This window comes from Ornithinibacillus salinisoli, from assembly GCF_042684965.1.
In the GTDB taxonomy this organism is placed as follows: Bacteria; Bacillota; Bacilli; order Bacillales; family Amphibacillaceae; genus Ornithinibacillus; species Ornithinibacillus salinisoli.
Genome location: NZ_JBHUMI010000011.1, coordinates 60,386 through 84,255, shown reverse-complemented (window position 1 = coordinate 84,255; position 23,870 = coordinate 60,386). Strand labels below are relative to the sequence as shown.

The following is a 23,870-nucleotide window of genomic DNA, read 5'->3' as shown; positions in this document are numbered from 1 at the left end:
CACATCTATAAACTTTTTATAAAATGAATATAAAAAAACTTACCAATTACTTGGCAAGTTTTACATTACGATTTCAATGTTTTTTATTGTTACTCCAACAGGATATAATAAACAAATTCTTATCCTTGGAACCGATAGCCTGTACCCCATACGGTTTGAATATACTGAGGGTTTGCAGAATCTTTCTCTATTTTCTTACGAATTCGCTTAATATGAACTGTTACAGTTGCATTATCTCCCATCGAGTCCAGTCCCCATATTCTTTCAAATATCTGTTCTTTGGAGAAAACTTGATTTGGGTGTAATGCTAAAAATGTCAGTAATTCAAATTCTTTATTGGTGAACTCCACCTCTTTATCCTTCATAAACACTTGTCTGGATAGCGTGTTAATATGAAGGTCTTTTATATATATGTCGCTGTTCGATTCATTTGTCTGCATTAGTCGGTCATACATAGCAAGATGTGATTTCACCCGTGCAACTAATTCATTTGGGCTGAATGGCTTTACGATGTAGTCATCCGCACCTAGACCTAAGCCACGCACTTTATCAATGTCATCGGATTTTGCCGTAACCATAAGAATAGGAATATTGGTTTCCTTTCTAATCATTTTACATAGTTCAAATCCATCAATCTTAGGCAGCATTAAATCAAGCAAAATTAGATGGAACGTCTTACTTCTTACTTTCTCTAAGCCATCCATTCCATCTGATGCTATTTCTACTTGAAAACCGGCGATTTGCAGGTAATCTCTTTCTAATACAGCGATACTCTGGTCATCTTCAATGATTAATATTTTCTTACTCATTTCCATCATCCTTTACCTTTTGCAGCGTGAAATAAACACGCAGACCTCCAGTTTGTATATTTTCCGCCCATATGCTGCCACCATGCACCTGTATTATTTGTGATGCAATTGCTAATCCAAGCCCACTACCACTCGTGCTCCGAGAAGGATCAACGCGATAAAAACGGGTAAAGATGCTCGCTAGTTCTTCTTCAGGAACTCCTTTCCCGTTGTCACTAATACATACCTCTATCATTTCCTCTCTATCAGTAAGTGATATTGTAATTCGTCCTGGTGTTCTTTCAATATATTTCACACTATTGTAGACAATATTTTGTATAACACGGATCATTTTATTTCGATCTATGAAAACATTGCTTTCGACGTCCATATGTTGAAAAACGAGTTGGATTCCTTTTTCCTCCAAATCATCTTCTATCTCTCGCAAATAGTCATCCATAAATGCTGTCACATTCACCACTTCAAAGTGAAATGACTCCCTGTTTACATCTAATTTAGATAAAAGCGAGAGTTCCTCTATTAACTGATTAATATATGTTGCCTTAGAATGTATCGTATCAAAATATTGCTTCTGTTTCTCTGCTGTATTTGCCACTCCATCCTGTATTCCCTCAACATAGCCGATAATGGACGTGATTGGCGTTTTTAAATCATGCGAAATGTTTGCGACTAATTCTCTGCGATTATGCTCATATTTATCCCTTAGTTCTAGGGACTCCTTTAATTGCAACCGCATATTATCAAAAGTTCGGATGAGTTTATTCAATTCATCTTTTCCTTTCGGTCTGATCGTAAAATCAAAATCGCCTTTACTAATATTGTCTGCAGCGCTAGATAATTGTTTTACTGGTTGTAAAATTCTTTTCGACATAAAATAAGATAACAGTACATTGGTACAAACAAGTGTAAGAATTAAACTCAGAAATAAAACTGGGAAAAACACTCTAGCAGATGTAACAAATGATGGCGAATTCTCCAATATAAAAATTGATCCCTCCATACCGTCCTGAAAATAGAAATCATATTGCATGACGGAATAATGTTCATTTTCCACCCGTACTGGAATTGGTCTAAAGTCCTCGTCCCCGAACGAAGGCACGTCATTATTACTTATTTTTTTTAGATTGTCTGAAGTATATATCAATTCATTTCCCTTACGAATCACAAGGTTAGCTTCTTCCATTTCAAGCTTTTCAGATATCGAATGGACAAAGGATGCATCGAATAGTTTCTCCTGCTCTATTGATGCCGTTTTTTTCAATCGATTAAAAAGTTCAACATTTTCTCCCTGCGCATTTCCCCACCAATGGCCTGAATGAAGTGCGGTATTACCACTAAGAACAACATATAACAAGAACATAATTAATGCGATCACAATTATTGGCGTAACAATCATGGCAGCATGAGATAAAATAAGAAGCTTTCGAATGGGCATAAGCATTTCTCCTTCTGTGTACGTTCCATACTAATCATAATTACAAAAAAGGAACTAGAAGTAAACGAATTATAAACTTTTTATAAACTAGTATGATCTCTAATTTGTAAGAGTTAAACACAAGTCTTGATAAAAAGTAACCCTTGATCATATTACTGTTTTTGCTTCTTTACATACATAAAGTATGTATGTTAAACTGAAGAAAATTACATTATGGGGTGAATTTTAATGAATTTTAATAGTTTTTATCCAGTGGTAATGACTGACAAGGTTGCCGAAACAAGTGAGTTCTTCCAAGAGTATTTTAGTTTTTCCACTATCTTTAAGACGGATTGGTACGTAAGTTTGAAAAAGGAAAATACAGATTATGAATTGGCCATTTTGGACAAAAGACATGAAACAGTTCCAGCTACTTTTAGGAATGATGTACAGGGGTTGATCCTTAATTTTGAGGTTGATAATGTTGATGAATATTATCAGCTGTTAATTAATCAACATCAATTACCGTTACATTTAGATATTCGGGATGAAGCTTTTGGACAACGTCATTTTATTACTAGTGACCCAAATGGTATTTTAATTGATGTTATTACTATCATCCCACCGGATCAATCGTTTCAAAAAAGCTATCAAGAGCAAGTCTGGAAGGAAGATTAAAGTGGGCGATTATGTACCTCTAAAACTTTATTTCGATGAACAATTAGCTATTCGATTATCGAAATTAATACGTGAGCATTACCCCAGTTTCTCATCAAATTCTTTTATATCAAGTATAACTAAACAAGTAGAGGGTAAGGAATTAAAGGCACGAGTTGAAGTAATAGCTGATGAACTATACGTCCATTTACCAAATGACTACTCTGAAGCCATTTCAGTTTTGTTACAGATAATAGGCCCAGAAAATGAATCGGAAGAAGGAATGTTTACCGAGGGGTATTTTCTCATGCCGGTAGCAAAATTTATTGAAAATTATGGTCTTGATGACTTTGATTTATCCATGGGGGCACTTAAAGAGATTACGAAAAGGCATACCTCTGAATATGCAATTAGGCCGTACCTTGCCAAGAATATTGACCTCTGTTTAGAATATTTTAATGAATGGGTTACTGATACCAATTCCCATGTGAGACGCCTAGTTAGTGAAGGTACTCGTCCAAGACTACCATGGGCAAAGAAAATGGAACCTATACATAACGACCCACTTAATAATCTTACTTTAATTCAGAAACTATTACATGACACCTCACCTTATGTACAGAAATCTGTTGCCAATCACATAAACGACTTGACGAAGGATTATCCCTCTGATGTACTATTATGGATAGAAAATATAATAGAAAGACACCAGGAGATAAACACAAGCTTGATAAACCACGGATTACGAACATTGATCAAAAAGAAAGATACAACTGCAGAAAAAATAATAACAACTATAAATAGGGTGTGACAGATAGACGATGAGAAAAACAAAGGAAGAAACGATTTTTACAATTAATCGTTTAATGGATGTTGCAAAACGCCATTTTACTGAAAAAGGTTATGCAAATGTTGCCTTAGAGGACATTGTAAAGGAAGCAGAACTAACGAGAGGAGCGGTTTATCACCATTTCACAAACAAAAAGGGACTATTTCTAGCTGTATTTGAAGAAATTCAAAAAGAAGTTGGGATATATGTAGAGAAAGAGGCTATAAAAAGTGATGATATGTGGGAACAACTTATACATGGTTGTCGAGCATTTCTAAACGCTGCATCTAAACTAGAAAATAAAAGGATATTATTAATTGATGGTCCCGCAGTTTTAGGATGGGATACTTTCCGTATGATGGATCAGAAGTATTCAATGAACTCATTATATGAACAATTAATGATCATGCAAGAACATGGACTGATTACTTCACCATCAATTGAAACTTTAACTCATATTTTATCTGGTGCTATGAATGAATCTGTCCTTTGGATTACAGATCAACCCAATAGAGACCAAGCAATTGAGGCAGTTATGAATGTATTAAAAACCATGTTAAGCGGTATAAAAAAATAAGAAATAGTGGGACGAGGGGTCTGGCCCATCGTCCCAGTTTTTTTGCCATAAGAAATCTAACATCCTACTCAGAAAAAGCAGTAATTGCCTCTTCCATAAACTGTAGTACTTCCTCTTTTACTGGATAAAGATTGATATCTCGAGATTTTTCCGGTGATTTACGTATTTCAAAAAATTTATCACCAAGTTCTTCATTTCCTTCAAATAGCTGATCAGATAATATCATTGTATCTTCAGCAATGAGTTGGCCTTCTTCTGAATCAGGAGTAACGCCTTTTTCTAGAGCAAGTTCAATCCTACGATTTATGTTAATCCACTGTCGAATACTTGGTCCATCCTCTTCCATTTTCGGAAGCCTTTCTTTAAGCATTTCCTTCTCTTCTTGGTCAAAATATTGATCCCAATGATGATCTATATTTTCTTTATTCTGTGCATCCCGAACTAAAGGGATTAACTGCTCCCATTTCAAATCACCCTCAGCGTGAAAGACATTGAGTAATGTAGTTGTATGTTTAACTGATGTATTCCATTCTTCAATCTTTTGTTCTAGTGAATTTTTATGAGCATGAAGCAATTGCTCGATCGTAATTTTGGTTAATACTTTTTCAATATCTTTTAAGGATAAGTTTAATGTTTTTAATAACGTAATCTTCTCTAAGGTAAGTAAATCCGTTTCAAGGTACAATCGTTTCCCATTTGCATCTTTTTCACTTGGTGTCAATAAGCCTATTTGATCGTAATACCTCAATGTTCTAACAGAAATATGTAACTTTTTACTAACTTCTCCAGTGGTGTAAATATTCATCCCCAATTCCTCCTAAAAAAATCTTGCAGGTTACGTAACGTCACCATGTACACTAACTATAGCATAAATGGAAGGAAGGAATTTTAATGAATAACTTTTTTAAGAAAAGCCCATGGTCATGGAAAGAACTTATACAAATGATTGTCTTAGTAATCATATTTGTTCCATTCTTTATTGAGTATCTATTATTACAATCATTAACGGATTGGTTTCAAAATGATTTATATTCTGGAACGCTTATAGGATTAATCATGGCAATCATTTTTACAGTAGGGCTTTATTTTATTGCTATCAAGCCTAAACAATTATCATGGAAGGAAGTCGGTCTAAAACGTTTATCCAAGTCTTATTTTAGGTCGACAATTGGTTGGATCATTATACTATTTGTTGGTACGATCGTACTCTCTTATATCATGGAATGGCTATTCAACATTGGAACTGATAATAGTAAGACAGAAAGCATACAAACTAGACTCTCAACATTTAACATCATGATCGCTTTTATTTCAGCGGCAGTCATCTCACCAATTTACGAGGAGATCTTCTATCGCGGATTTTTGTATCGCTGGATTAGAACAAAATACGGACTAGCTACTGGTATGATTGTTAGTTCGTTCATTTTTATGATTGTACATATTCCAACCTACAATTCCTTGCCCTATACATTCTTGTCTGGGCTAGTTTTTGCATGGACCTACGAAAAAACACAGTCTATCTACCCAGCAATAATCATTCATAGTATATTTAATGGAATGTCCATACTATTGACAGTGCTATTGTAGTCAAAAAAATCGACCGGTGACAGGTTAAATTTATCAATACATGTTTTACCCCTAAACGGCTGGAGTGTAAAAAGCAGTCCTGTCATGAATTCCAACAAAACTGCTTTTTACAGTTGCCTTTATTATACCTTTACAGAAGACGGAAAATAACGGTTCTTCAAACGGGTAGATATAACTTCTAAGATGATAGCTATAATTAAGATCGCGTATGTAATCAGACCAACTTCCCTTAAATCAAAATAAAATCCTGATGCCATAAATAGTTCAAATCCTATACCACCTGCTCCTGCAGCTGCTCCCATCGCAACGGCCACTGAAAAGTTAATTTCAAATCGGAGAAAAGTCCAAGACAATAAATATGTGAAGGTGGAAGGTATGATACCATGTACAACAATATGCCACCAGCTGGAGCCTGTTGCCCGTAGCGCTTCAATAATACCAGGGTTTACTTCCTCAATTGCTTCTGAAAAAGCCTTTACTAAGTACGCAATCGAATGAAACAGCATTCCAAGTACTGCTGCTTCACTTCCTAAGCCTGCAGCAATAGCAAAGATAAGTACCCATAATACGGTGGGAACTGCACGGATAAATGCGACAAATACCCGTACTACTTTCGCAATCCAAGGTTTTGATATATTATCTGCCGCCAATAGTGATAGAAAAAAGGCAATAACCGCGCCAAAAATTGTTGCCAACACACCTAACCCTAACGTAATTCCGATTTGATAGATTGCCTCTCCCCAGCTAAAATGACTTAAGGCTGGCTCAAAAAACATTACTCGTAGATTATATACTGTTTCCGTAATCGCCCGTTTTATCTGTAGTCCCGTATAGTTAAAAAAGAAAAACGCTAGTACCGTTAGTCCTGTTAATATCCAAATGGTCCATTTAACTACGGAATCCACTTTATTTCCAGATTTAATATTAATTTGCCCATTCCTCTTACGCTTGATCAAATTCGGATTAATCTCATTAACCATTTCCATTATAATATCACCTTCCGTATTTTATTTGATAATAATTCAATAACAATGACGGCGATAACAATGGTAAATGTGATTAGTGCAACAACATTATAATTCATGTTTTTATAATAGAGGTCGAACATATATCCAATTCCAGTCCCTGTTAAGATTCCAACCAATGTTGCACTACGAATATTAGTCTCAATCATAAACAAAATCCAACTAAGCATTTGTGGAAGGCTTTGCGGAATGACGGCTTTACTTACAATATGGAAGTAGGTTGCACCGGTAGCAGTGAGTGCCTCTACAGAGCTTTGATTTGCTTCATCTACCGACTCAATAAATGCTCTTGTCAAGAAGCCTACTGTTGCAACAAATAATGCCAAGAATCCAGTCATCGAATTTTGACCAAATGAGATAAGGAGAATGAGCGACCATGCTACAACAGGAATATTTCTGGAAAATGAAGCAATAAATCTAGCAATCACACTAAAAAATTGATTCACTTTTGTTGTCTTAGAGCCCATTAATGCTAAAAAAAGTGATACAACCGCAGCTAATGTTGTAGCCGCAATCGACATAAATATCGTCTCACCTAATTTTTCTAGAATCTGAGGCATTTTAGTTAATGACTCTTGCGTAATTAACAGATTAGAGAACATCCAACTAATTGCAGCAGGTATGGTCATCATACCATCTATTAAGTTAAATTTAGTAATCGAGGTAGATAAATAGGTTACAATAATAATTAAGATGAGAAAAAAAGTAGTTTGCCATTTTTTTGTATGCATTCTCTTTTCGTTCATACTCCTGCTCCCTTAAACTGTTATTAATTCTCTCGATTCGATTCCGTATATATGCTCAATCTGATCTCTATAAAGAATTTTACTTGGCCCATCAAAAACAATTTCTCCTGCTTTTAAACCAATGATTCGATCCGCATATTCCTTGGCTACTTCCACTTGATGAAGGTTGACAATACAAGTAATTCCTAGCTCCGTACTAATCATTTTTAAATAGTCCATGATTACTTTTGAGGAATTTGGATCAAGGGATGCTATTGGCTCATCGCAAAGAATAAGCTTTGGATCTTGTATAAGGGCACGACAAATTCCGACTCGTTGCTGCTGTCCACCACTTAACTGATCACAACGTTTATATGCATGCTCAGAAATACCAAGTTTTTGTAACAAGAAAAAAGCACGTTCCTTCTCTTCCTCCGTAAATTTTCCTAGAACACCTTGGATGGTAGATTTATAACCAAAACGACCATGTAACACATTTTCGATAACAGTTAAACGGGGCACGAGATTATAGTGCTGAAATATCATCCCTATATTTGTACGAAGCTTTCGTAATTCTTTTTTCTTCATCGCCCCTACATCAACTCCATCAAACTTGACTTTTCCCTCACTGATTTCAACCATTCGATTAATGCATCGAAGCATGGTAGATTTTCCTGCGCCAGATGGTCCGATAATCGATAAAAACTCTCCAGCTTTCACTTCAAATGACACATCATTTAATACCCTGGTCTCCCCATCATACAGTTTACTTAGTCCTTCAACCTTTAGTAATGACATGGAAAAAGCTCCTTTTTAAATTATTGGAAATATGGAGTATGTATTACTAAATACATACTCCATTTTAATTCCGTTCAATTCCCTACCTAGTTCTGAGATAACTCACGAATTGGATTGAACCACTCATCTTTAACGGGAGCAAATCTTTCTTGATCAGATTTAGAGAATAACCCTCCCTCTTCCGAATCTTTAGGTACAAAAATCCCCTCATTATTTGCTATGTCATCAGAGGTAAATACTTCTTTGATCCGATCATAATCCTCTTGTTCCAGTACATCCATATTTGCAACAAATGGGGCATTTAATACAGGCGTTACACTCATTAACATAAATTCACTTCCAGTTACCGTATTAAATGGCTCTGCAGCATCGTCTTTCACTCGATAAGTCGTACCAACTTTATTCTCTTCTCCATCAACAACTTCAACATAATTATTTACACAGGAATCACAGAATGCTGCAACATCAGCATTACCATTTAGTAAATTAACCGCTGATCCTTGGTGAGAACCACCAAACAATACTTGGGAGAATAGTGGACCACCTTCCATTAAATCCTCTTCCGTTAAATCCATATCAGAGAAATGTCCTAGAATAGAAGAAGATGGAACAACAAATCCAGATGTTGAACTGTTGGATACAAATGAAAATCTTTTCCCTTCAATTGTATCTAAAGAAAATTCGCCATCGACTTTAAAGTCATCTTGATCGTCCACATTAACAGACAACCAACTATGATACATCGCGTCGTCTAATGTACCGGATGGACCAGTTGCAACAACAATTGGCTCAATCTTGTCATTTTGTTCCTTAGCTTCGATATAACCTTGGGCACCCATAAAAGCAAGGTCCGCATTATTATTAACGATCGTTTCAATTGCAATTGCATAATCCGTAGTTAAATGATGCTCTATTTCTTTCCCTGTTGCATCTGCAATTGCGTCTCCAATTGCATCTCGTGCAGATTTCAAATCATTTCCAGATTCATTTGGGTACCAAACAATATCAATTACATCGTCTGATCCAGCACTTCCTACCGAACAAGCGGCTAACATGACAGTTGCTACAAGGAACATAACACCTAAAACCCATCTCTTTTGCATAATAATTCCCCTCCATGATCATTAAAATGGCAATTCCTTTCTACAGTGAAGGATCTTCCTTCAAAGCTAGTCTTATTAAATCACAAATTTTGATTAAATTGGTTGAATTTACTATTTCTTCACACAACTTTAAGGAATTTAACATTAGGTAAACAAAACATTTACTGGGCTTGTGATATCGCCTATTTTAATGGGTTTTCCAAATAATCCATGATAATCCGTCCCACCGGTCATTACTAGATTATAAGAATCTGCTAATGCTTCTACTTTTTGATAATCCTGCTTGGTATGGTCCATATGATTTCGTTCAATACCACCTAAACCAGCATCTACCAATTCTGGAATAAGCTCGTAGGAATCAAGCTGACCGGGATGGGCAACAACTGCTAATCCCCCATCAGCAACAATAGCTTCTACTGCTGTAAAAACATCTACATACTCGATATCTCTAGCAAAACTATTTTTAAAGAGCTTTATATACAGTTCCCTATAGGTGGACGAGGAATAATTAGCATTCGTCAAATGGTGCATAATATGTTGCTTGTAAATCGTCTGACTTGGTAATGCATTTTCTTGTATTATCTTTTCGTCAATGGCATATCCGCTATCTATTATTTGTTGAATCTGCCACAAGGAGTTTTCCTGCCTTCTTTGCAAAATTGGTTGACAAATTGCTCGGATATGAAAAGCATCTGGATGATAATCATAACCAAGAACATGTACTTTACGCTTTCTTTTAAAATCATAGGCAGAAATTTCAATCCCTGGAATGGTGGTAATGTTATATTCCTTACCAAGTTTGCTTATAATTTTTTGTCCATTAACGGTATCATGGTCAACAATACTTAGATGGGTTACACCGTTATTCTGTGCCTCTTTCAAAATATCTCGTACAGAATCTGAACCATCAGAGTAGTGACTATGTACATGGAGATCAGCCTTCATTTCTACCACCTGCCGCCACCATGACCTGTTTGGAATTCATGTCGAAAATCTGATCACATAGATTTTCCATAAATTCTATATCGTGAAATATACCAACAAGTGTTGTTCCACTGGACTTTAGCTTTTCTATTACCTCACGAACCTTGTGTTTGGATTGCTCATCTAAACTCGCTGTAGGCTCATCCAACAATAACAGTCTAGGTTTTTTCACGGTTGCTATTGCAATATTAAGTCGTAATTTTTCTCCACCGGAAAACGTATTCGGAAATGTATCCCATATTGTTGGATCCAGTTCAAAATGCGATAATGCTATCTCCGCATCTCGCTTAGCGACTGCACTTGATTCTCCCATTTCTAGTACTGCTTGTTCTACTAGTTCCCTGCAGGTTCTTCTCGGCATGACATTTAAGAACTGCGAAACATAACCGATTTCATGTTTACGTAAATAAATAATTTGTCTTTCAGTTGCTTCTTTTAAGTCCAGCCTTCCAAAATACTCGGATTCAAAGTAAATGTTTCCCTCATCAGGAAGATACGTACGGTAAATACTTTTTAAAATCGTGGATTTACCACTACCACTTTTTCCTACGATGCCAATAAATTGCCCTTTTTCTAATTGAAAAGTAATATGGTGTACTGCTTGCCTAGTCGTACCAAAGTGATGATTATTAAATTTCTTCCCAACATCATGCACTTCCAATATGGACATCCTTATTCCCTCCCTTTGTTCCTTCTATAACTCGTTGTTGTCATCACCTGTCCGTTCACAATCGTCGTTGGAAGCATCGGATATCCATCGTCCATTTGTTCAATAATTATAATATCTGCCTTTTTACCAGGTTTGATCGAACCTAGTTCATGATCTAGATGGACAGCTTTAGCTGGATTTAACGTCACCATTTGGAACATTTCATTTAGATCATTCCCATACGTCTCGTTTAGTTCAAAAATCGCATGTAGTAATGCAGCAGGATAATAATCACTGCAAAGAATGTCTACATTTTGACTACCGATAGCTTCAGCAGCTGATAAGTTTCCAGAATGGGAACCACCGAGAAGCACATTCGGTGCACCTACCATTGTTTGTAATCCTAATTCTTTAGCTTTTTTTGCAACCTCCATGGTAATTGGGAATTCGCTAATGCTTGTTCCAAAAGACTGAACTAACTCTAACTTATCGATATGGTCATCATCGTGAGAGGCTACCGCAATTCCTTTTTCTATCGCCATACTTGCTACTTCAGATATTTTTTCCAGTGTTAATGATTCCCTACTTCTTCGTTCAGCAATGATGACATCCACTTCCTCATCCGTTATATTACGATAACCTTTTAAAGTATCACGGAACACTTCCAAATTTCGATACTGACCCTGGCCAGGAGTATGGTCCATAAACGATAAAAGATGGACTTTATCTTGTTTGATATTTTTGATTAAACTATCCACCCCATCCATGTTGTCCAGTTCAAATCTGGCATGCAGGCGGTGACGAATTAAATGGGGGTGATGATGTGTTCGATCAATTGCATCTACTAGTCGCTGAACATTCTTCGGAAAACGCATCGGTTTATGGGTAAAAACATCCTCTCGGTAGAATGATAAAGAATGGAATATCGTCGTAATTCCATGACCGATTAAGATTTTTTCCGCTTCCCTCAGACTAATATCAACATCCATTAAACTTGTTGGTCTAGGGGATACAATCGATTCAATATAATCAGAATGTATATCAATAAATCCGGGTGAAATATATCCTCCTCTTGCATCAATAAAACGAGCGTCCCACCTACTATCTAATAGGCTTTCCGGGATAATATCATGAATTAACTCCCCTTCAACAACCACTGCATAACCTTCGACTATCGCTGTTTCCGTCACTACTTTTCCATTATGAATTATGATCAATACACCAAACCTCCTATAGCAATGAATAGACTAACTGTTGGGTATACTTATGAGCGGGATCCTCTAAAATCTGATCCGTTAACCCTTGCTCAACAATCTCTCCGTTTAGCATAACTATGGTCCGATCCGCGAGCATTCGAATAACAGCCAAATCATGGGAAACAACTACCATACTAATGCCAAATTCCCGTTGAATGCTTTTAATTAAGTCAAGTACATCAGCCTGTACAGAAAGATCAAGTCCAGTTGTAACTTCATCTAAAAATAATACAGGCGGATTATTGGAGAGTGCCTTCGCAATTTGGACACGCTGCTGCATCCCCCCAGAAAAATGGCGAGGTTCTTCCTTCATACGAAAACCAGGAATATGAACGGTCTCTAGTAATCTCTTCCCAATTCCCTCCATTTCCCCAACATTCCTATTCCCTGCAGCAATCAATTTTTCTGCGATGTTCCCAATCGAGGAAAAGTTCATTTTCAACCCATGTACTGGATTTTGATAGACCATTCCATATTTATAATTGCGGATATAACGTTTTTTTTGAGAGGATACTTCGAACAAATTATGCCCACTTAGTTCCTCATCATTGAGAAACACTTCTCCTGAAGTTATCTCGGAGTCAAAATAAAGACATTTCATTAGGCTGGATTTCCCACTTCCACTTTCTCCAACGACTCCCAAAATTTCACCAGCAAACAAATCTAGTGAGATATTCTGACAAGCATACACCGTTCCACAAGACTCACAATAATTTTTCGTTAAGGATCGATCTTTTGCGTTTTCACATTGGTCACAGCCAGATCCAAATTGCCGATTTAAATTCCGCACCCTAAGAATTGGTTGTTCATGCATCAACACTTTCCACCTCTTCTTTCTGAGCTGAATTTAATCTTTCCATACAAAAGCTACTATCATTACACTGGAATACCTTCTGTCCTGTTTGATCATCGAATAACTCATCGAAAAATACATCTGTTGCTCCACATAGGTGACAAGACTTATCCGTAAAATCTTCCAACCTGAACGGATAATCATCAAACGCAAGAGAAGCCACATCCGTATAAGGTGGTATTGCGTATATTTTCTTTTCACGACCAGCTCCAAATAAAATTAATGCGTCAGATTGATGCATCTTTGCATTATCAAACCGCGGGATAGGACTTGGTGCCATAACATAACGATTATTTACATAAACAGGATGATCCGCTCCAGTCGATGTTGTTCCGTACTTCATAATCTGTTCAAATAACATTAGCCAGGCTCCACTATACTCTTGCTCTGAATGAAGCATTTTCGTAACAGCTTTTTTTGCTTCATACGCCCTAAGAGGTTCTGGTTCAGGAACCTGTAGGATTAGAATCTGGTCTTCAGTTAGTTGAACTTCAGGAATGCGATGCCGAGATTGGATCAATGTGGCGGCTTGTGTCTGTTCGGTTATTTCTACCCCTGTCGTTAATTGGACGAGTTTCTTTATATTTACAGCGTTCACTGACTCATCTGCACCTTGGTCAATTACCTTTAATACATCCTTTTTTCCGATGAGTGATAGCGTAATTTGTAGTCCTCCGGTTCCCCAGCCACGAGCAATGGGCATTTCTCTTGATGCAAATGGAACTTGATAGCCTGGTATTGCTACCGCCTTGAGGATGGTACGGCGAATTTCTTTTTTGGAACCTTCGTCTAGAAAGGCAAAATGTGTCTTACTTATCATTTTTTCCAACCTCCTGTTTAACTCCTCGTACACTATCGAGTTTCGATTGAAAAGTTACATAATGTGGAAGCTTTAAATGTGATATAAAACCAGTTGACTCAACCGAATCAATATGCAATAACACAAATTCCTCATCATGTGTTGGAAAGGAAGCTTCTGGATGTTCTAAGCATTGATCAAGAATGCTCATAGCAATGGCCTTTGTTTCGTTCTGACCGAAACAAATCCCATATCCAATCTCAAACTCTAGTTCGTTCCCCTGTTGTTTATTTTTTTTCGTGACTGGTACAAAGGACTCGACTTCCGTTACTTTCACTTCTCCAATATAATAATCTTCTTCCTGATCCTCTACGGTTTCATTTGGTGGTGCAACATAGATTGGTACCATTCCGACCCGAACTTCTCCAACCGTTGGATGAACCTGACCATATCCACGTAAGGAAGCATAGCCTAAGGAAGTAACGGCACCGGTTTGACCTCGAGTAAGAGTTTGCAATCTCTCGCTACGAGTAGCAGGAAACTGTAGACTTTTTTTCGTGATATCATCTGGAGGATTATTATCCGCTTCGTGTTTTGTAAACAACCCCTCCTTCCGAAGATAATCTACTACCTTCGAAAAATAGATCAAGTCATTTCTTAAAGGTCTAGAAGATATTTCCTGTTCATAATCAGTTACCCACTGCTCGATTTCTTCTTTTGTTTCATGTATTAATTGAAAATCTAAAAGGCGGTGGGTATAATCACTGGATGCTCCAAGCAATTGTCCTCCCGGGATATCTTTAAAACTGGCAGAAATGCGGCGCTCAACAAACATACACTCCGTTTCCACTGTTTGACTGTAGTAGAGCCTTGGTAATGTAGAACGATGAGCACGAAGTAAGAAAACCGCCTCTTCCATACTTCCTTCTGCTTGTTTAATTGCTAAGGCTGCAAGATTAGGTTCATACAGACTGGCTTCTGACATCACTTGATCAACTAAAGCACCCATCGTAGCAAGAATGGTTTGAATATCAATCACTTCTTGCCCTCTTAATCGCTTATAAGTTAATCGTTTAATAGAAGCTTCAATAGCTTCAGTTCCCCCTTTTACAGCAACATACCCCATTATTGAATTCCTCCATTCCGTACGACCTTAGTTGTTCGTGGAATACAAGCTACTTGAGATGTAGCATCTGTCAGAATCATATCGATACCTAGTGGAAACTCTTTGATTCTCTCATTTCTTGCTTGGATAATCGGCTCTGTAACATCTAGTTGAATAGTTGTTTGTTGTTGAATACCTGGGCCACTTAGAAAAAGATTTCCTTCCTTTGTAATTCGTTCATTCTCGAAAATCCATGTAGCAGCATATTGAGGGTCTAAAAGGTTACCAATCTTGCATTTTTCCATAGACTCTAATATTTCTTGCTCTTCTGTTCCCTGTAAAACAATCACAAAATCCGCTTCAACAATTGATACATTTCTAGCAAAGGTATATTCAGCAATTTGTTTTTCTACATTCTTATGTTTGTTTGATACAATATGAAAACTGACCTCTGCATCAAGCAATGTTAGGATAGTAAGATACGTTGCTTCGTTACAATCCCACCCATTTGTTTGTGAAGTAGTAGGTTTTATTGTGGAAATCTCCCCTGGCCTAGACATGCTATGTAGCAATTTACGAAATACATCTTGCATATCATGTACAACATCTATCACTAGTAAAATCCTCCTTTTTTCTATTCAACCAAGCTAAATATCCATCGTTTCAAATTGAACTCTTGTCTTTAATAACTCAGTCTGTTTTTTTACTTTTGTTTTAAATATCAATTGTTCTTCTTCCAGCAGTCGCTCTTCCCATTCATTTGTTTCTTCTACATTTGCTTTATATGCACTATCAATGATAGCTAGATGTTTTGCGAGTTCGTCCTTCATTCCAATCACAATACCGATTCCGATTTGCTGATGGATTTCTACTTTTGCTTCAGTTACCAGTACCTCACCAAGATGGAAAAGAGAATTTTTAGCGGTTTCCCGCATTTTTATCATCGTCAATCCATATCTAGGGGACATGATTTCTCGATATGGGTAGCGCTCAATTATACTTTCCGCAAATTCCCTTGCTACGTCTGAATTCCCTTGAATGAGGATTTCTGTTCTTCTTCGTCGATTCATTCTTTCGACCTCCTTCCAAGTTTATAGTAACTTGTCGCCAAGTTACCCTGTGTTAAGAAATCCTTAATTGTTTGTAAATGGAATTAACAATGAATTATTTTTTTGTTTTGGATGAGAGGTGATGGCGGTTGATAGGGGTGGCGATGGTGGGTGATTGTTTGCGGATGGTAAATTGTCGGTTGTGAGCGAATATTTGAGTTTATGAGCGAATCATGAATAGCTATTTTTAGGCCAAAACAAAAAAAGCACATCACCCAAGGTTAACGGGTTCGGTTTAGGAGTACAAAACACTAAAAAACAACGGAAATAGAACCTTAAATAGTTAGTAATTAACACTGTAAATGACATATGAATTAACATTAAAAATAACACAAAAAAAGAGCTTGGATAATCAAGCTCCTTTTCCTATGATTTTATATGTCATTTTATTCAACAATCGCGCCCGGTTGCTGAAGATTGTTATTGAAGTAAACTGCTCTACATTACGGTTCGCGGAAGCGTGCACTTTTTTGCAGGGCTAATGTTGTGCCTTTCTTTTTGCATTTTTGCTATTGACTTCGCATAGTTGGTCTTATACTGTACGATGCACTATTCAAATTGTTAGCTTTATAATCCGAGTCTGGCACCTACTTCTGCAAACTCTATATCTTTTCTTTCTGCATTCCAATTACCCCCTGTTTGTCCGTCCCATATCGCTCCTGTTTCAACGAAACCGACAGACACAAACAACTTCCGGACGGCTTCGTTTACCATCCAATATGATGTAGAAACTGCATCGGCTTTTCCTTGTGGAAACGACTTTATATAATCAATAACTTTCATCATTGCTTGTTTGCCAAATCCTTTGCCTTGATGCTTTTTATCAATCATAAAGCGATTAAGTCCATAAGTAGATTTATCTCCATATTTTTCACATAAAAATGCACTTTCCGCCAGTTCGTAAAATCCAATATCGACATATCCTATGACTTCATCATTGTTGCATATAGCGAAGATCATAGGAGGTTTTTCGTCGTTGAGTATCTTTACATAGGCTTTAGCCAAACAATATATGCTGGAATCCACATTTCCTTTCTGCTCGTCTGTTATGCTTAACTTCAACACTGCCTCAAAATTATCGTGGGTAATTTTTCTTAATTCAATCATTTTTCTTCCCTACTTCCGAAAAATTCTATTATTCGCCCTTTGTTATTCAAGTATCCTGACCCGTTAGCAGAAAGGTTGCCGCCTAATTTAACAATTGCACTCGTTTTATTTCTCGCCTGTTAGTATTCAATGAAATGGCCCGTTTGTTGAATAAGCTCATTCAGTTCTTATATATATTTTAACACAAAATTTCCATTTATCTTCAAAAAAACAGTACATTTTTTTCAAGTGAACTATCTTAGATATATAATATTTTCCAAAGAAAATTCTTTATCTGTTATTCCTAATCTTTGAGCGGGTGTTTTTACGGTTGTTTGTTTACCTTCCTTGCTTTTGAAAGGTAAACAGAAGTTGTAGTACGTTCTTAGTATGGTTAATGCCATTTGAGCATACTTTGGATTGAAGTTTGAATAAATATAGCTTTTTCCATCTCCGCGAGCCGTAGTAAGAGGTCTTTCTAATATAGATAATCTCCTTCTGATATGCTGAATAAATGAATTGGTTGCATTATCATTAACAGTCACGATAAGTTTTGCAACTTCCTTTGGTTCAAGAGAAGATAAATCTGTTGTGCAATCAACAGAGCGAAAACCTCTGTCAATGGATGCAAGTGGATGTTCGATTGGATTGTCAGCATACTCATTATGGCTGCCCGAACCATCACTAACTTTCTTATGAAATATATGGGTTTTAAATAGCTCTTTGAGATATAAGTAAGCTAATTTTCGCAAAGAGTTTGTTCCTACTTCATTTAAATCTCCCCATTCGAGTAAATCCTGTTTTGCTTGTTTGAACTCCTCGTATGCCTTTTTTCTAGATTTAGTCTTATCCGTTTGACATAAAAAATGATGACCGTCAGTAAGGCGAATTTCCTTGGAAAACACACGATTGATTGAATTGATTATGGATTTGTCATCATCTGTTACAAAACGCCATTCTGAGGCATTTACAAGCTGTTTTATCAGCCAAAAATGAGCAATGTTAGTATAGGCGGCGTGAACGTGTAATCCATCAATGTACTTTTCTCTCCGTTCAAATTTTCGGAGTTCCTGATAGTATTCTGTTTGTGATTGGGTATCCGTTTTTGAAGGGGGCTGAGGAAAATAAGAATATTCACCAAACCTAGCGTTCCTCTTTGCAAATTCACTTAAATGGTCTTCTTTAAACAGCTGAGTATCCTGTTCCACATCGCTTAACGTAATATCCCAATCATATGCTACGTCACTTCTAAATACATATCGAGACAAGACATCCGAAGTAATAATGACACTGGTAGGAAGTTGGAGTTCTTCAATCCCATTAAATTGAGAACCACCTTGACCTTTCTTTCTTACATTGTTTAGATGATATATCATTCTATCGCTGTTTAGCCACATCTCACCAAACTTAGTATTTTTTAATGGGCGAGTTTCGTGTTTCTCTAAAAATTCTAAACATCTACGGTAAAGTATCTCTAATTTGTCATAATAAGTGCCTCTTCCGATGCCAAGGATTTCACAAGTTCTAGTAACAGGGGTTCGGTTGAGAAGTAGCTTGGCGAACATTGGTATAACATCATTTCTCTTTTGATGGTAAGTTGTAGACTGCCTTTGATTTGGAAGTACATTAGTGAATTTATTGCATTCTTTACATTGGTATCGTTGTGAATTGGATTTGCTTTTTCCTCTTTTATAAAAAGCTTTTGGTTCATTGAATGGGGTTAAGTCAAATGCTGAACATCCATCTTTATGAAATTCATATTCTGGCTCTATGTCTTTTACTGTTTCAATACGAACCAGTCTTTTAATTTCTTCTACAACAGACCAATTCGAAATAGTTAAAGTCCGTGTTTCCAACACAGCACCCATTTTCTTTAGTGGGGTTGGGTTGCATATTAACGATTTTTCACCACCAGAAGTAGCCAGCTTGTACCTATTCGGCTTCCCTTTAATGTCAAACTTTTTTTGAGGCAGTCCATACCACTTACAATAGGGATTTACACAATGGTTAAACTGGAGTTGGTGAGTTTGATCATTCAATTCAAGCTCAATTGGTCTAAACAGCAATTCCTTATATCTAGTGCCAAATTGTTTTGGTGTGAGAACATCATAATTCTTAACTCTAGCAGCAATCTCTTCGTCAGATAAAGGGGGATGAACGATAACAGAGTTTTCATCTCTATTAGCTAAACGCTTTAACTTAACCAATTGCATCCTCCTTCACTAAATCCTCGATTTCAAGTTGTTTGATAATCCGTTTATTGTTTCGCTTATTTTTTATCCACTCGATAAAATCTTCATCGTCTAGTATATTGATTAGTATTTTATCTACAACTTCGCTTTCTGTGTACTCCGTATATTCAGAATAATAATTAACTATCGCCCTTACACGTTCAGAAATCAGCCAGTCTACATTATCGGACTTGTTATTCTTTGGTTTAATAAATTTCATCTTTATACGACCTCATCAATTTTAACATCCACTTTAACAAGCACTTTGGGTTGTGAAAATAACATCATTTTTACCATACTTATTAGGATGTTGACAATAGCTATTGTCATCCTGTTAATTAGTATGCCATTTTGTATGTTATTTCATACGTTAATTATGACAAAACATTGATACAAGGGCAAAAGATAGAGGTCCAAATCATATGTGATTTGGACCTCTAATTTGTTTGGTATTTTAATTTTTGTACTTCAAAACCGAACCCGTTAACCCAAGGTGCTGTGCTTTTTTAAATGTCGATGGTAATATCGTATTTGAATTTATCGCTACGATATAATATCTTTGTATGTTCTAAGACTGACTGAGAATCAGCATCAATACAATCGCTTTCAACTATAATGAGCGGTACCATACTTTTACATGCTAGCAGTTGTTGCTCCTTTGATGTTGGAAACGTAACACTTAGGAAGGTTTTTCTGCTAGTGAATCGCTGGATCCCTTGTTCTCGATAATACGCAAACATAGATAGTATGGATGGACCATCTTCTTCGATCGTTGGTAAATTTGCTTCATTTACATACGAATAGTGAATAGCAATTGGTTCCTCATTGATCAATCGCAACCTCCCTATTTGATAAACTGTATCCACCTCACTAGCCTGTAAAACTTCGTAGATTTTGGGATCATAGGTTATTTTTTCGCATGATATATTGATGGTTCTTAAATCGTACCCCATTTTTTCCATTTTTTCTGTAAAACTCGTTTTCCCTGTAAGTGGTAGCTGAATGGGAATTGACTTCTCCTTTAAATAACGTCCTTTCCCTTGGACCGAATAAATATAGGAACGCTCCTCTAGTTTTAATAAAGCATTTCTTACCGTAATCCTAGGAACATCGTACATTTCTGCCAATTCATTCTCAGAAGGAAGTTTAGCTCCTGGGGGTAGCCTCTTTTCGATAATCTGTTTGATTAAATCATCGATAATAACCGACTCTTTTTGCACAACCATGACATTCAACCTCCTTCTTATAGGTACTTCTTGTCTCTACGTATCCTTTCAATATTTGCTAGTACCTCAATGCATATAATTTAAAAGACCTTTCTATTTATCGTAAATGGAAAAAAGGGTAATGTCTAGAATGGAATTTTGCTTCCTGTAACTCATTAATATTTATTGAATTCCACTATTACCCTATTGTTTTCGTCCATTTCACTAATCCTTTTACATCATATACTAGTGTAAATAAATTGTAATTCATTCGCGTATTAAATATTGCCATTACATGAGTTTATAACCAGGAGGGATGATCATGCCATGTTTACCAGGCTACCGGTACTGCGGTCCGGGGTGTAGTGGTCCAGGTGCACCAGTAAACCAACTAGATTACTATTGCATGCAGCACGATGCTTGCTACCGTCAACATGGTTCTAGAAGAGTATGTGATGATATATTTTTAAGACGTCTCCAGCCGTATATCCATAGAAGAGATCAACTAGGTAGAGATGCTGCATTTATGTATCGGGTTATTTCGTTAAAGCGGGGGTTTTAGCAGGATTGCAGTGGCGTGAATATTGCATAAAAATTAAAAAGATGCCCACACTTCTGTTTCGCAAGTGCCGGGCATCTTGAAATAGACTACATTTCAGATGATTCAAACACGTCTACAAACTTCTCAAATTAAATTGAACTTACCGCTTCCTCAACAGATGTGGTACCAGTAACTACTTGAAATTCTTTTCCTATTGTTGACTCATTTTCTAAACTAGCAAAGATAACACGTGCTACATCTTCTCTAGGAATTTGACCCCTATCGAGTTCTGAGGCTACCTTTACTTTCCCAGTTCCTTTATCATTGGTTAACCCGCCAGGATGGATAATCGTATAATCTAAATCGGTCCGCTTCAACCATTCATCCGCATAGTGCTTGGCTGCAACATATGGCGCGAAGGATGGTGGAGCATCCTGGATTGCTTGACGTCTCGTGTCAAAGGAACTAATCATGACAAATCGCTTCACACCAGCAACTTTTGCTGCCTCGATGGTTTTAACTGCACCATCCAAATCAATCATAATGGTTTTATCTTTTCCAGTATGTGGACCAGAACCTGCTGTGAATACAATCGTATCGACTCCCTCAGCAGCACCTGCAATGGTTTCAATGTCGTCTTCTAGGTCCACCACTACAGTTTCCGCACCCACATTTTCAAAAAAGGAGGCTTGCTCCTGCTTACGGATCATCGCCTTTGCTTCCAATCTATCACTATCTTGAATAAATGATACAAGATGTTTCCCTATTTGGCCATTTGCCCCTACAACAAGAACTTTCATTTACTACACCCTTTCCCAATTATTTTATAAGACCTTCCGCAATAATAATTCTAATCTATAGTATTTCCTTATTTTTATCGTAAATCGAAAAAATGGATGATGTCTAGAAAACTGCCTCATTTGCGCACAATTCACACGAGTTATTTCAATGGTAATGATAATAACACCACCGATACTCGGAAGCTTTTCTACACTAGATTCTTTTTCTCCTAATTTACAAGTCCATTAGCATAACTGAAAGCTTTATAAAATATAGCCAAATTTATCCAAGGAATTAGATCTTAAACAAAAGCTCACAAATATTGTAATATCAACATCTGTGAGTGCGTTAAGCTATTATTATACTGATTTTTTTATACAAACAAATCCATGATATATGAAACGAATTGGTTTAAACCTTTTAACCTGTACCCAAGAACGTGTAATTCAGTAATAACAAAAGCAACACTTAGGATGATTGTGTAAATAACTAATATCTTTCTCTTTTTTTCTTTAATCATATACCGATAATCTAAGAAGGATATGGATACAAACAACAGGATCAATAAGAAAGTTTGCATTAGTCGTCCACTTCCTTCACTTTTTCCAGAGTAGGATGAATAATTAATCCGGATCTCCTTACATTTGATTCCACTTTAAAATCAAATGTAACCTGATTTAAATATGCAGATGAACCGCTTATTTTCTTCCAGTAATCAGGATAGAATCTCCTGATGTCTCTACCGATTCCATATATATCTGCATTCATTTCTGAAGCTGCTTGAAATTCGTTTACAACACTATCTTTTATGTGTTTGGTTATTTCCTTCTCTACGGATTTTACATGTTCCGGTTTTAGTAAATCTACTGGACATGTCTGGTCTAGCAGATTCCCCTCCAATGTCACATCCACCTTAACGGTAATGCTTTCACCTTTCAATTGAGGTCTTACATTACTTTGAAAATCGGTTAGTTGAAAGGTGAAATCCTCCTCATTCTGTTCTGGACATTTACCTTCAATTATCGAATAGTTTAATCTATTCTCTACAATTTGTGTCCCTGTTGTTTCTGGTCCATAAATATAACCTTTCAACTTATCCTTGTCGAATATAGCAACTCCATTTAGCTCATATGTTTCAATTTCCCCTCTAATTTCCTTTGGATGAATGACATCCAGCGCCACCTCTACACCAGGAGTTGCAAGTGATGTCATTAAATCTCGTAGCCTAACCTCTACAGCATTAATTTGTCTCAACTCAGCGCCTTCGATAATTTCTGCCATCGCTTTTGCAGGTACACCACCTAGCTCTATTTTATTGTTTAATAAATCTTCCGCTGACCCAGGCGTAACAACAACTAGTGCTCCTGCTCGACTATCTCGATCTCTTTCAAACCAGGTAATAACTGGTGATAAACCCGCTCTTGCCATTTCATCACCGAAGATAAGGATTTGTAAATGTGCCCAATATAAACGACGAGGAGACAACTCATTTAAGTTTCTAATGGCACCCAACACAGTACTCCCATTGGCAGTTACACTCCAAGTAGGTAACTCAGAACCACCACCGCCCCCTCCTTCTTCTGGAGTAGGTGGTTTAATAACTTGGGCCGTTATTTTATATTCCTCTTCTACCTTATCTATACCTACTCCCATTACTACAGCTACCTCATTTAATTCTTTTTGATCCCAACATCCAGCTAATAAGAAAAGTAGAAAAATGGCTAAATAGCAATGTTTAAACTTCATAT

The 23,870-nt window shown here is 36.8% G+C and carries 27 protein-coding genes; 5 read left to right on the top strand and 22 right to left on the bottom strand.

What is annotated here, in order from left to right; all coding sequences use genetic code 11:
- Positions 1-119: 119 nt before the first annotated feature.
- A complete protein-coding gene (locus ACFSTA_RS06865) occupies positions 120-815 on the bottom strand; it encodes a response regulator transcription factor (RefSeq protein WP_449290218.1) in 696 nt (231 codons plus the stop codon).
- Positions 802-2,244, bottom strand: coding sequence for a sensor histidine kinase (locus tag ACFSTA_RS06860; protein WP_377555852.1), 1,443 nt, complete (start codon positions 2,242-2,244; stop codon positions 802-804). The genes ACFSTA_RS06865 and ACFSTA_RS06860 overlap by 14 nt, the downstream gene beginning before the upstream one ends.
- Before the next feature lie 228 nt (positions 2,245-2,472).
- Here ACFSTA_RS06860 and ACFSTA_RS06855 point away from each other — a divergent pair, with 228 nt between their 5' ends.
- From ACFSTA_RS06855 to ACFSTA_RS06845, 3 genes are read left to right on the top strand one after another with little or no spacing between them, the layout of a single operon-like run.
- On the top strand, positions 2,473-2,901 hold the full coding sequence (locus ACFSTA_RS06855) for a glyoxalase/bleomycin resistance/extradiol dioxygenase family protein (RefSeq protein WP_377555851.1): 429 nt from the start codon (positions 2,473-2,475) through the stop codon (positions 2,899-2,901).
- Position 2,902: 1 nt separating this feature from the next.
- Entirely contained in the window at positions 2,903-3,691 is a 789-nt protein-coding gene (locus ACFSTA_RS06850) for a DNA alkylation repair protein (RefSeq protein ID WP_377555850.1), read from the top strand.
- Positions 3,692-3,701: 10 nt separating this feature from the next.
- Positions 3,702-4,286 carry a TetR/AcrR family transcriptional regulator gene (locus ACFSTA_RS06845; RefSeq protein WP_377555849.1) on the top strand — a complete coding sequence of 195 codons (585 nt, stop codon included), beginning with the start codon at positions 3,702-3,704 and terminating at the stop codon, positions 4,284-4,286.
- 64 nt (positions 4,287-4,350) lie between these two features.
- On the opposite strand, the gene ACFSTA_RS06840 is transcribed toward ACFSTA_RS06845, so the two are convergent.
- A complete protein-coding gene (locus ACFSTA_RS06840) occupies positions 4,351-5,091 on the bottom strand; it encodes a MerR family transcriptional regulator (protein WP_377555848.1) in 741 nt (246 codons plus the stop codon).
- An 86-nt stretch (positions 5,092-5,177) separates the two neighbouring features.
- Between ACFSTA_RS06840 and ACFSTA_RS06835 the strand changes: the two genes are divergently transcribed.
- Complete coding sequence (locus ACFSTA_RS06835; protein WP_377555847.1) at positions 5,178-5,873, top strand: CPBP family intramembrane glutamic endopeptidase; 696 nt, start codon at positions 5,178-5,180, stop codon at positions 5,871-5,873.
- 122 nt (positions 5,874-5,995) lie between these two features.
- Here the strand turns inward: ACFSTA_RS06835 and ACFSTA_RS06830 are convergent, their stop codons facing one another.
- The 16 genes from ACFSTA_RS06830 to ACFSTA_RS06755 form a co-directional block, all read right to left on the bottom strand.
- On the bottom strand, positions 5,996-6,859 hold the full coding sequence (locus ACFSTA_RS06830) for an ABC transporter permease subunit (RefSeq protein WP_377555846.1): 864 nt from the start codon (positions 6,857-6,859) through the stop codon (positions 5,996-5,998).
- Positions 6,859-7,644 (bottom strand): phosphonate ABC transporter, permease protein PhnE, encoded by a 786-nt coding sequence (gene phnE, locus ACFSTA_RS06825; protein ID WP_377555845.1) that lies wholly within the window; start codon positions 7,642-7,644, stop codon positions 6,859-6,861. The genes ACFSTA_RS06830 and phnE overlap by 1 nt, the downstream gene beginning before the upstream one ends.
- A 12-nt stretch (positions 7,645-7,656) precedes the next feature.
- Positions 7,657-8,421, bottom strand: coding sequence for a phosphonate ABC transporter ATP-binding protein (gene phnC / locus ACFSTA_RS06820; protein ID WP_377555844.1), 765 nt, complete (start codon positions 8,419-8,421; stop codon positions 7,657-7,659).
- An 86-nt stretch (positions 8,422-8,507) separates the two neighbouring features.
- The gene (locus ACFSTA_RS06815) at positions 8,508-9,524 is read right to left on the bottom strand and encodes a PhnD/SsuA/transferrin family substrate-binding protein (RefSeq protein WP_377555843.1); all 1,017 of its coding nucleotides are present in this window, start codon (positions 9,522-9,524) and stop codon (positions 8,508-8,510) included.
- A 144-nt stretch (positions 9,525-9,668) separates the two neighbouring features.
- Positions 9,669-10,469, bottom strand: a complete 801-nt coding sequence (locus ACFSTA_RS06810; RefSeq protein ID WP_377555897.1) for a PHP domain-containing protein — start codon at positions 10,467-10,469, stop codon at positions 9,669-9,671.
- Entirely contained in the window at positions 10,459-11,178 is a 720-nt protein-coding gene (locus tag ACFSTA_RS06805; RefSeq protein WP_377555842.1) for a phosphonate C-P lyase system protein PhnL, read from the bottom strand. Before ACFSTA_RS06805 ends, ACFSTA_RS06810 begins: the two co-directional genes overlap by 11 nt.
- A gap of 2 nt (positions 11,179-11,180) precedes the next feature.
- Complete coding sequence (gene phnM, locus ACFSTA_RS06800) at positions 11,181-12,374, bottom strand: phosphonate metabolism protein PhnM (RefSeq protein WP_377555840.1); 1,194 nt, start codon at positions 12,372-12,374, stop codon at positions 11,181-11,183.
- A gap of 13 nt (positions 12,375-12,387) precedes the next feature.
- Positions 12,388-13,227, bottom strand: coding sequence for an ATP-binding cassette domain-containing protein (locus tag ACFSTA_RS06795; RefSeq protein WP_377555839.1), 840 nt, complete (start codon positions 13,225-13,227; stop codon positions 12,388-12,390).
- Complete coding sequence (locus ACFSTA_RS06790) at positions 13,220-14,086, bottom strand: alpha-D-ribose 1-methylphosphonate 5-phosphate C-P-lyase PhnJ (protein ID WP_377555838.1); 867 nt, start codon at positions 14,084-14,086, stop codon at positions 13,220-13,222. Before ACFSTA_RS06790 ends, ACFSTA_RS06795 begins: the two co-directional genes overlap by 8 nt.
- Positions 14,076-15,191, bottom strand: coding sequence for a carbon-phosphorus lyase complex subunit PhnI (locus ACFSTA_RS06785; RefSeq protein WP_377555837.1), 1,116 nt, complete (start codon positions 15,189-15,191; stop codon positions 14,076-14,078). Before ACFSTA_RS06785 ends, ACFSTA_RS06790 begins: the two co-directional genes overlap by 11 nt.
- Positions 15,191-15,784, bottom strand: coding sequence for a phosphonate C-P lyase system protein PhnH (phnH, locus tag ACFSTA_RS06780; RefSeq protein ID WP_377555836.1), 594 nt, complete (start codon positions 15,782-15,784; stop codon positions 15,191-15,193). Before phnH ends, ACFSTA_RS06785 begins: the two co-directional genes overlap by 1 nt.
- A gap of 33 nt (positions 15,785-15,817) precedes the next feature.
- Positions 15,818-16,240 carry a phosphonate C-P lyase system protein PhnG gene (gene phnG / locus ACFSTA_RS06775; RefSeq protein WP_377555835.1) on the bottom strand — a complete coding sequence of 141 codons (423 nt, stop codon included), beginning with the start codon at positions 16,238-16,240 and terminating at the stop codon, positions 15,818-15,820.
- Between the two features lie 606 nt (positions 16,241-16,846).
- Positions 16,847-17,386, bottom strand: coding sequence for a GNAT family N-acetyltransferase (locus ACFSTA_RS06770; protein ID WP_377555834.1), 540 nt, complete (start codon positions 17,384-17,386; stop codon positions 16,847-16,849).
- Between the two features lie 233 nt (positions 17,387-17,619).
- Entirely contained in the window at positions 17,620-19,572 is a 1,953-nt protein-coding gene (locus tag ACFSTA_RS06765; protein WP_377555833.1) for an insertion element protein, read from the bottom strand.
- Positions 19,565-19,816, bottom strand: a complete 252-nt coding sequence (locus ACFSTA_RS06760) for a hypothetical protein (protein ID WP_377555832.1) — start codon at positions 19,814-19,816, stop codon at positions 19,565-19,567. The genes ACFSTA_RS06765 and ACFSTA_RS06760 overlap by 8 nt, the downstream gene beginning before the upstream one ends.
- Positions 19,817-20,102: 286 nt before the next feature.
- The gene (locus ACFSTA_RS06755) at positions 20,103-20,822 is read right to left on the bottom strand and encodes a GntR family transcriptional regulator (RefSeq protein WP_377555831.1); all 720 of its coding nucleotides are present in this window, start codon (positions 20,820-20,822) and stop codon (positions 20,103-20,105) included.
- 301 nt (positions 20,823-21,123) lie between these two features.
- Between ACFSTA_RS06755 and ACFSTA_RS06750 the strand changes: the two genes are divergently transcribed.
- Complete coding sequence (locus ACFSTA_RS06750) at positions 21,124-21,363, top strand: Parvovirus coat protein VP1-like protein (protein WP_377555830.1); 240 nt, start codon at positions 21,124-21,126, stop codon at positions 21,361-21,363.
- Between the two features lie 128 nt (positions 21,364-21,491).
- On the opposite strand, the gene ACFSTA_RS06745 is transcribed toward ACFSTA_RS06750, so the two are convergent.
- The 3 genes from ACFSTA_RS06745 to ACFSTA_RS06735 all read right to left on the bottom strand — a co-directional run bounded on the left by ACFSTA_RS06745 (position 21,492) and on the right by ACFSTA_RS06735 (position 23,868).
- Complete coding sequence (locus ACFSTA_RS06745) at positions 21,492-22,142, bottom strand: SDR family oxidoreductase (RefSeq protein ID WP_377555829.1); 651 nt, start codon at positions 22,140-22,142, stop codon at positions 21,492-21,494.
- A gap of 353 nt (positions 22,143-22,495) precedes the next feature.
- Positions 22,496-22,702, bottom strand: a complete 207-nt coding sequence (locus tag ACFSTA_RS06740; protein ID WP_377555828.1) for a hypothetical protein — start codon at positions 22,700-22,702, stop codon at positions 22,496-22,498.
- Positions 22,702-23,868, bottom strand: coding sequence for a Ger(x)C family spore germination protein (locus tag ACFSTA_RS06735; protein ID WP_377555827.1), 1,167 nt, complete (start codon positions 23,866-23,868; stop codon positions 22,702-22,704). The genes ACFSTA_RS06740 and ACFSTA_RS06735 overlap by 1 nt, the downstream gene beginning before the upstream one ends.
- Positions 23,869-23,870 lie beyond the last annotated feature (2 nt).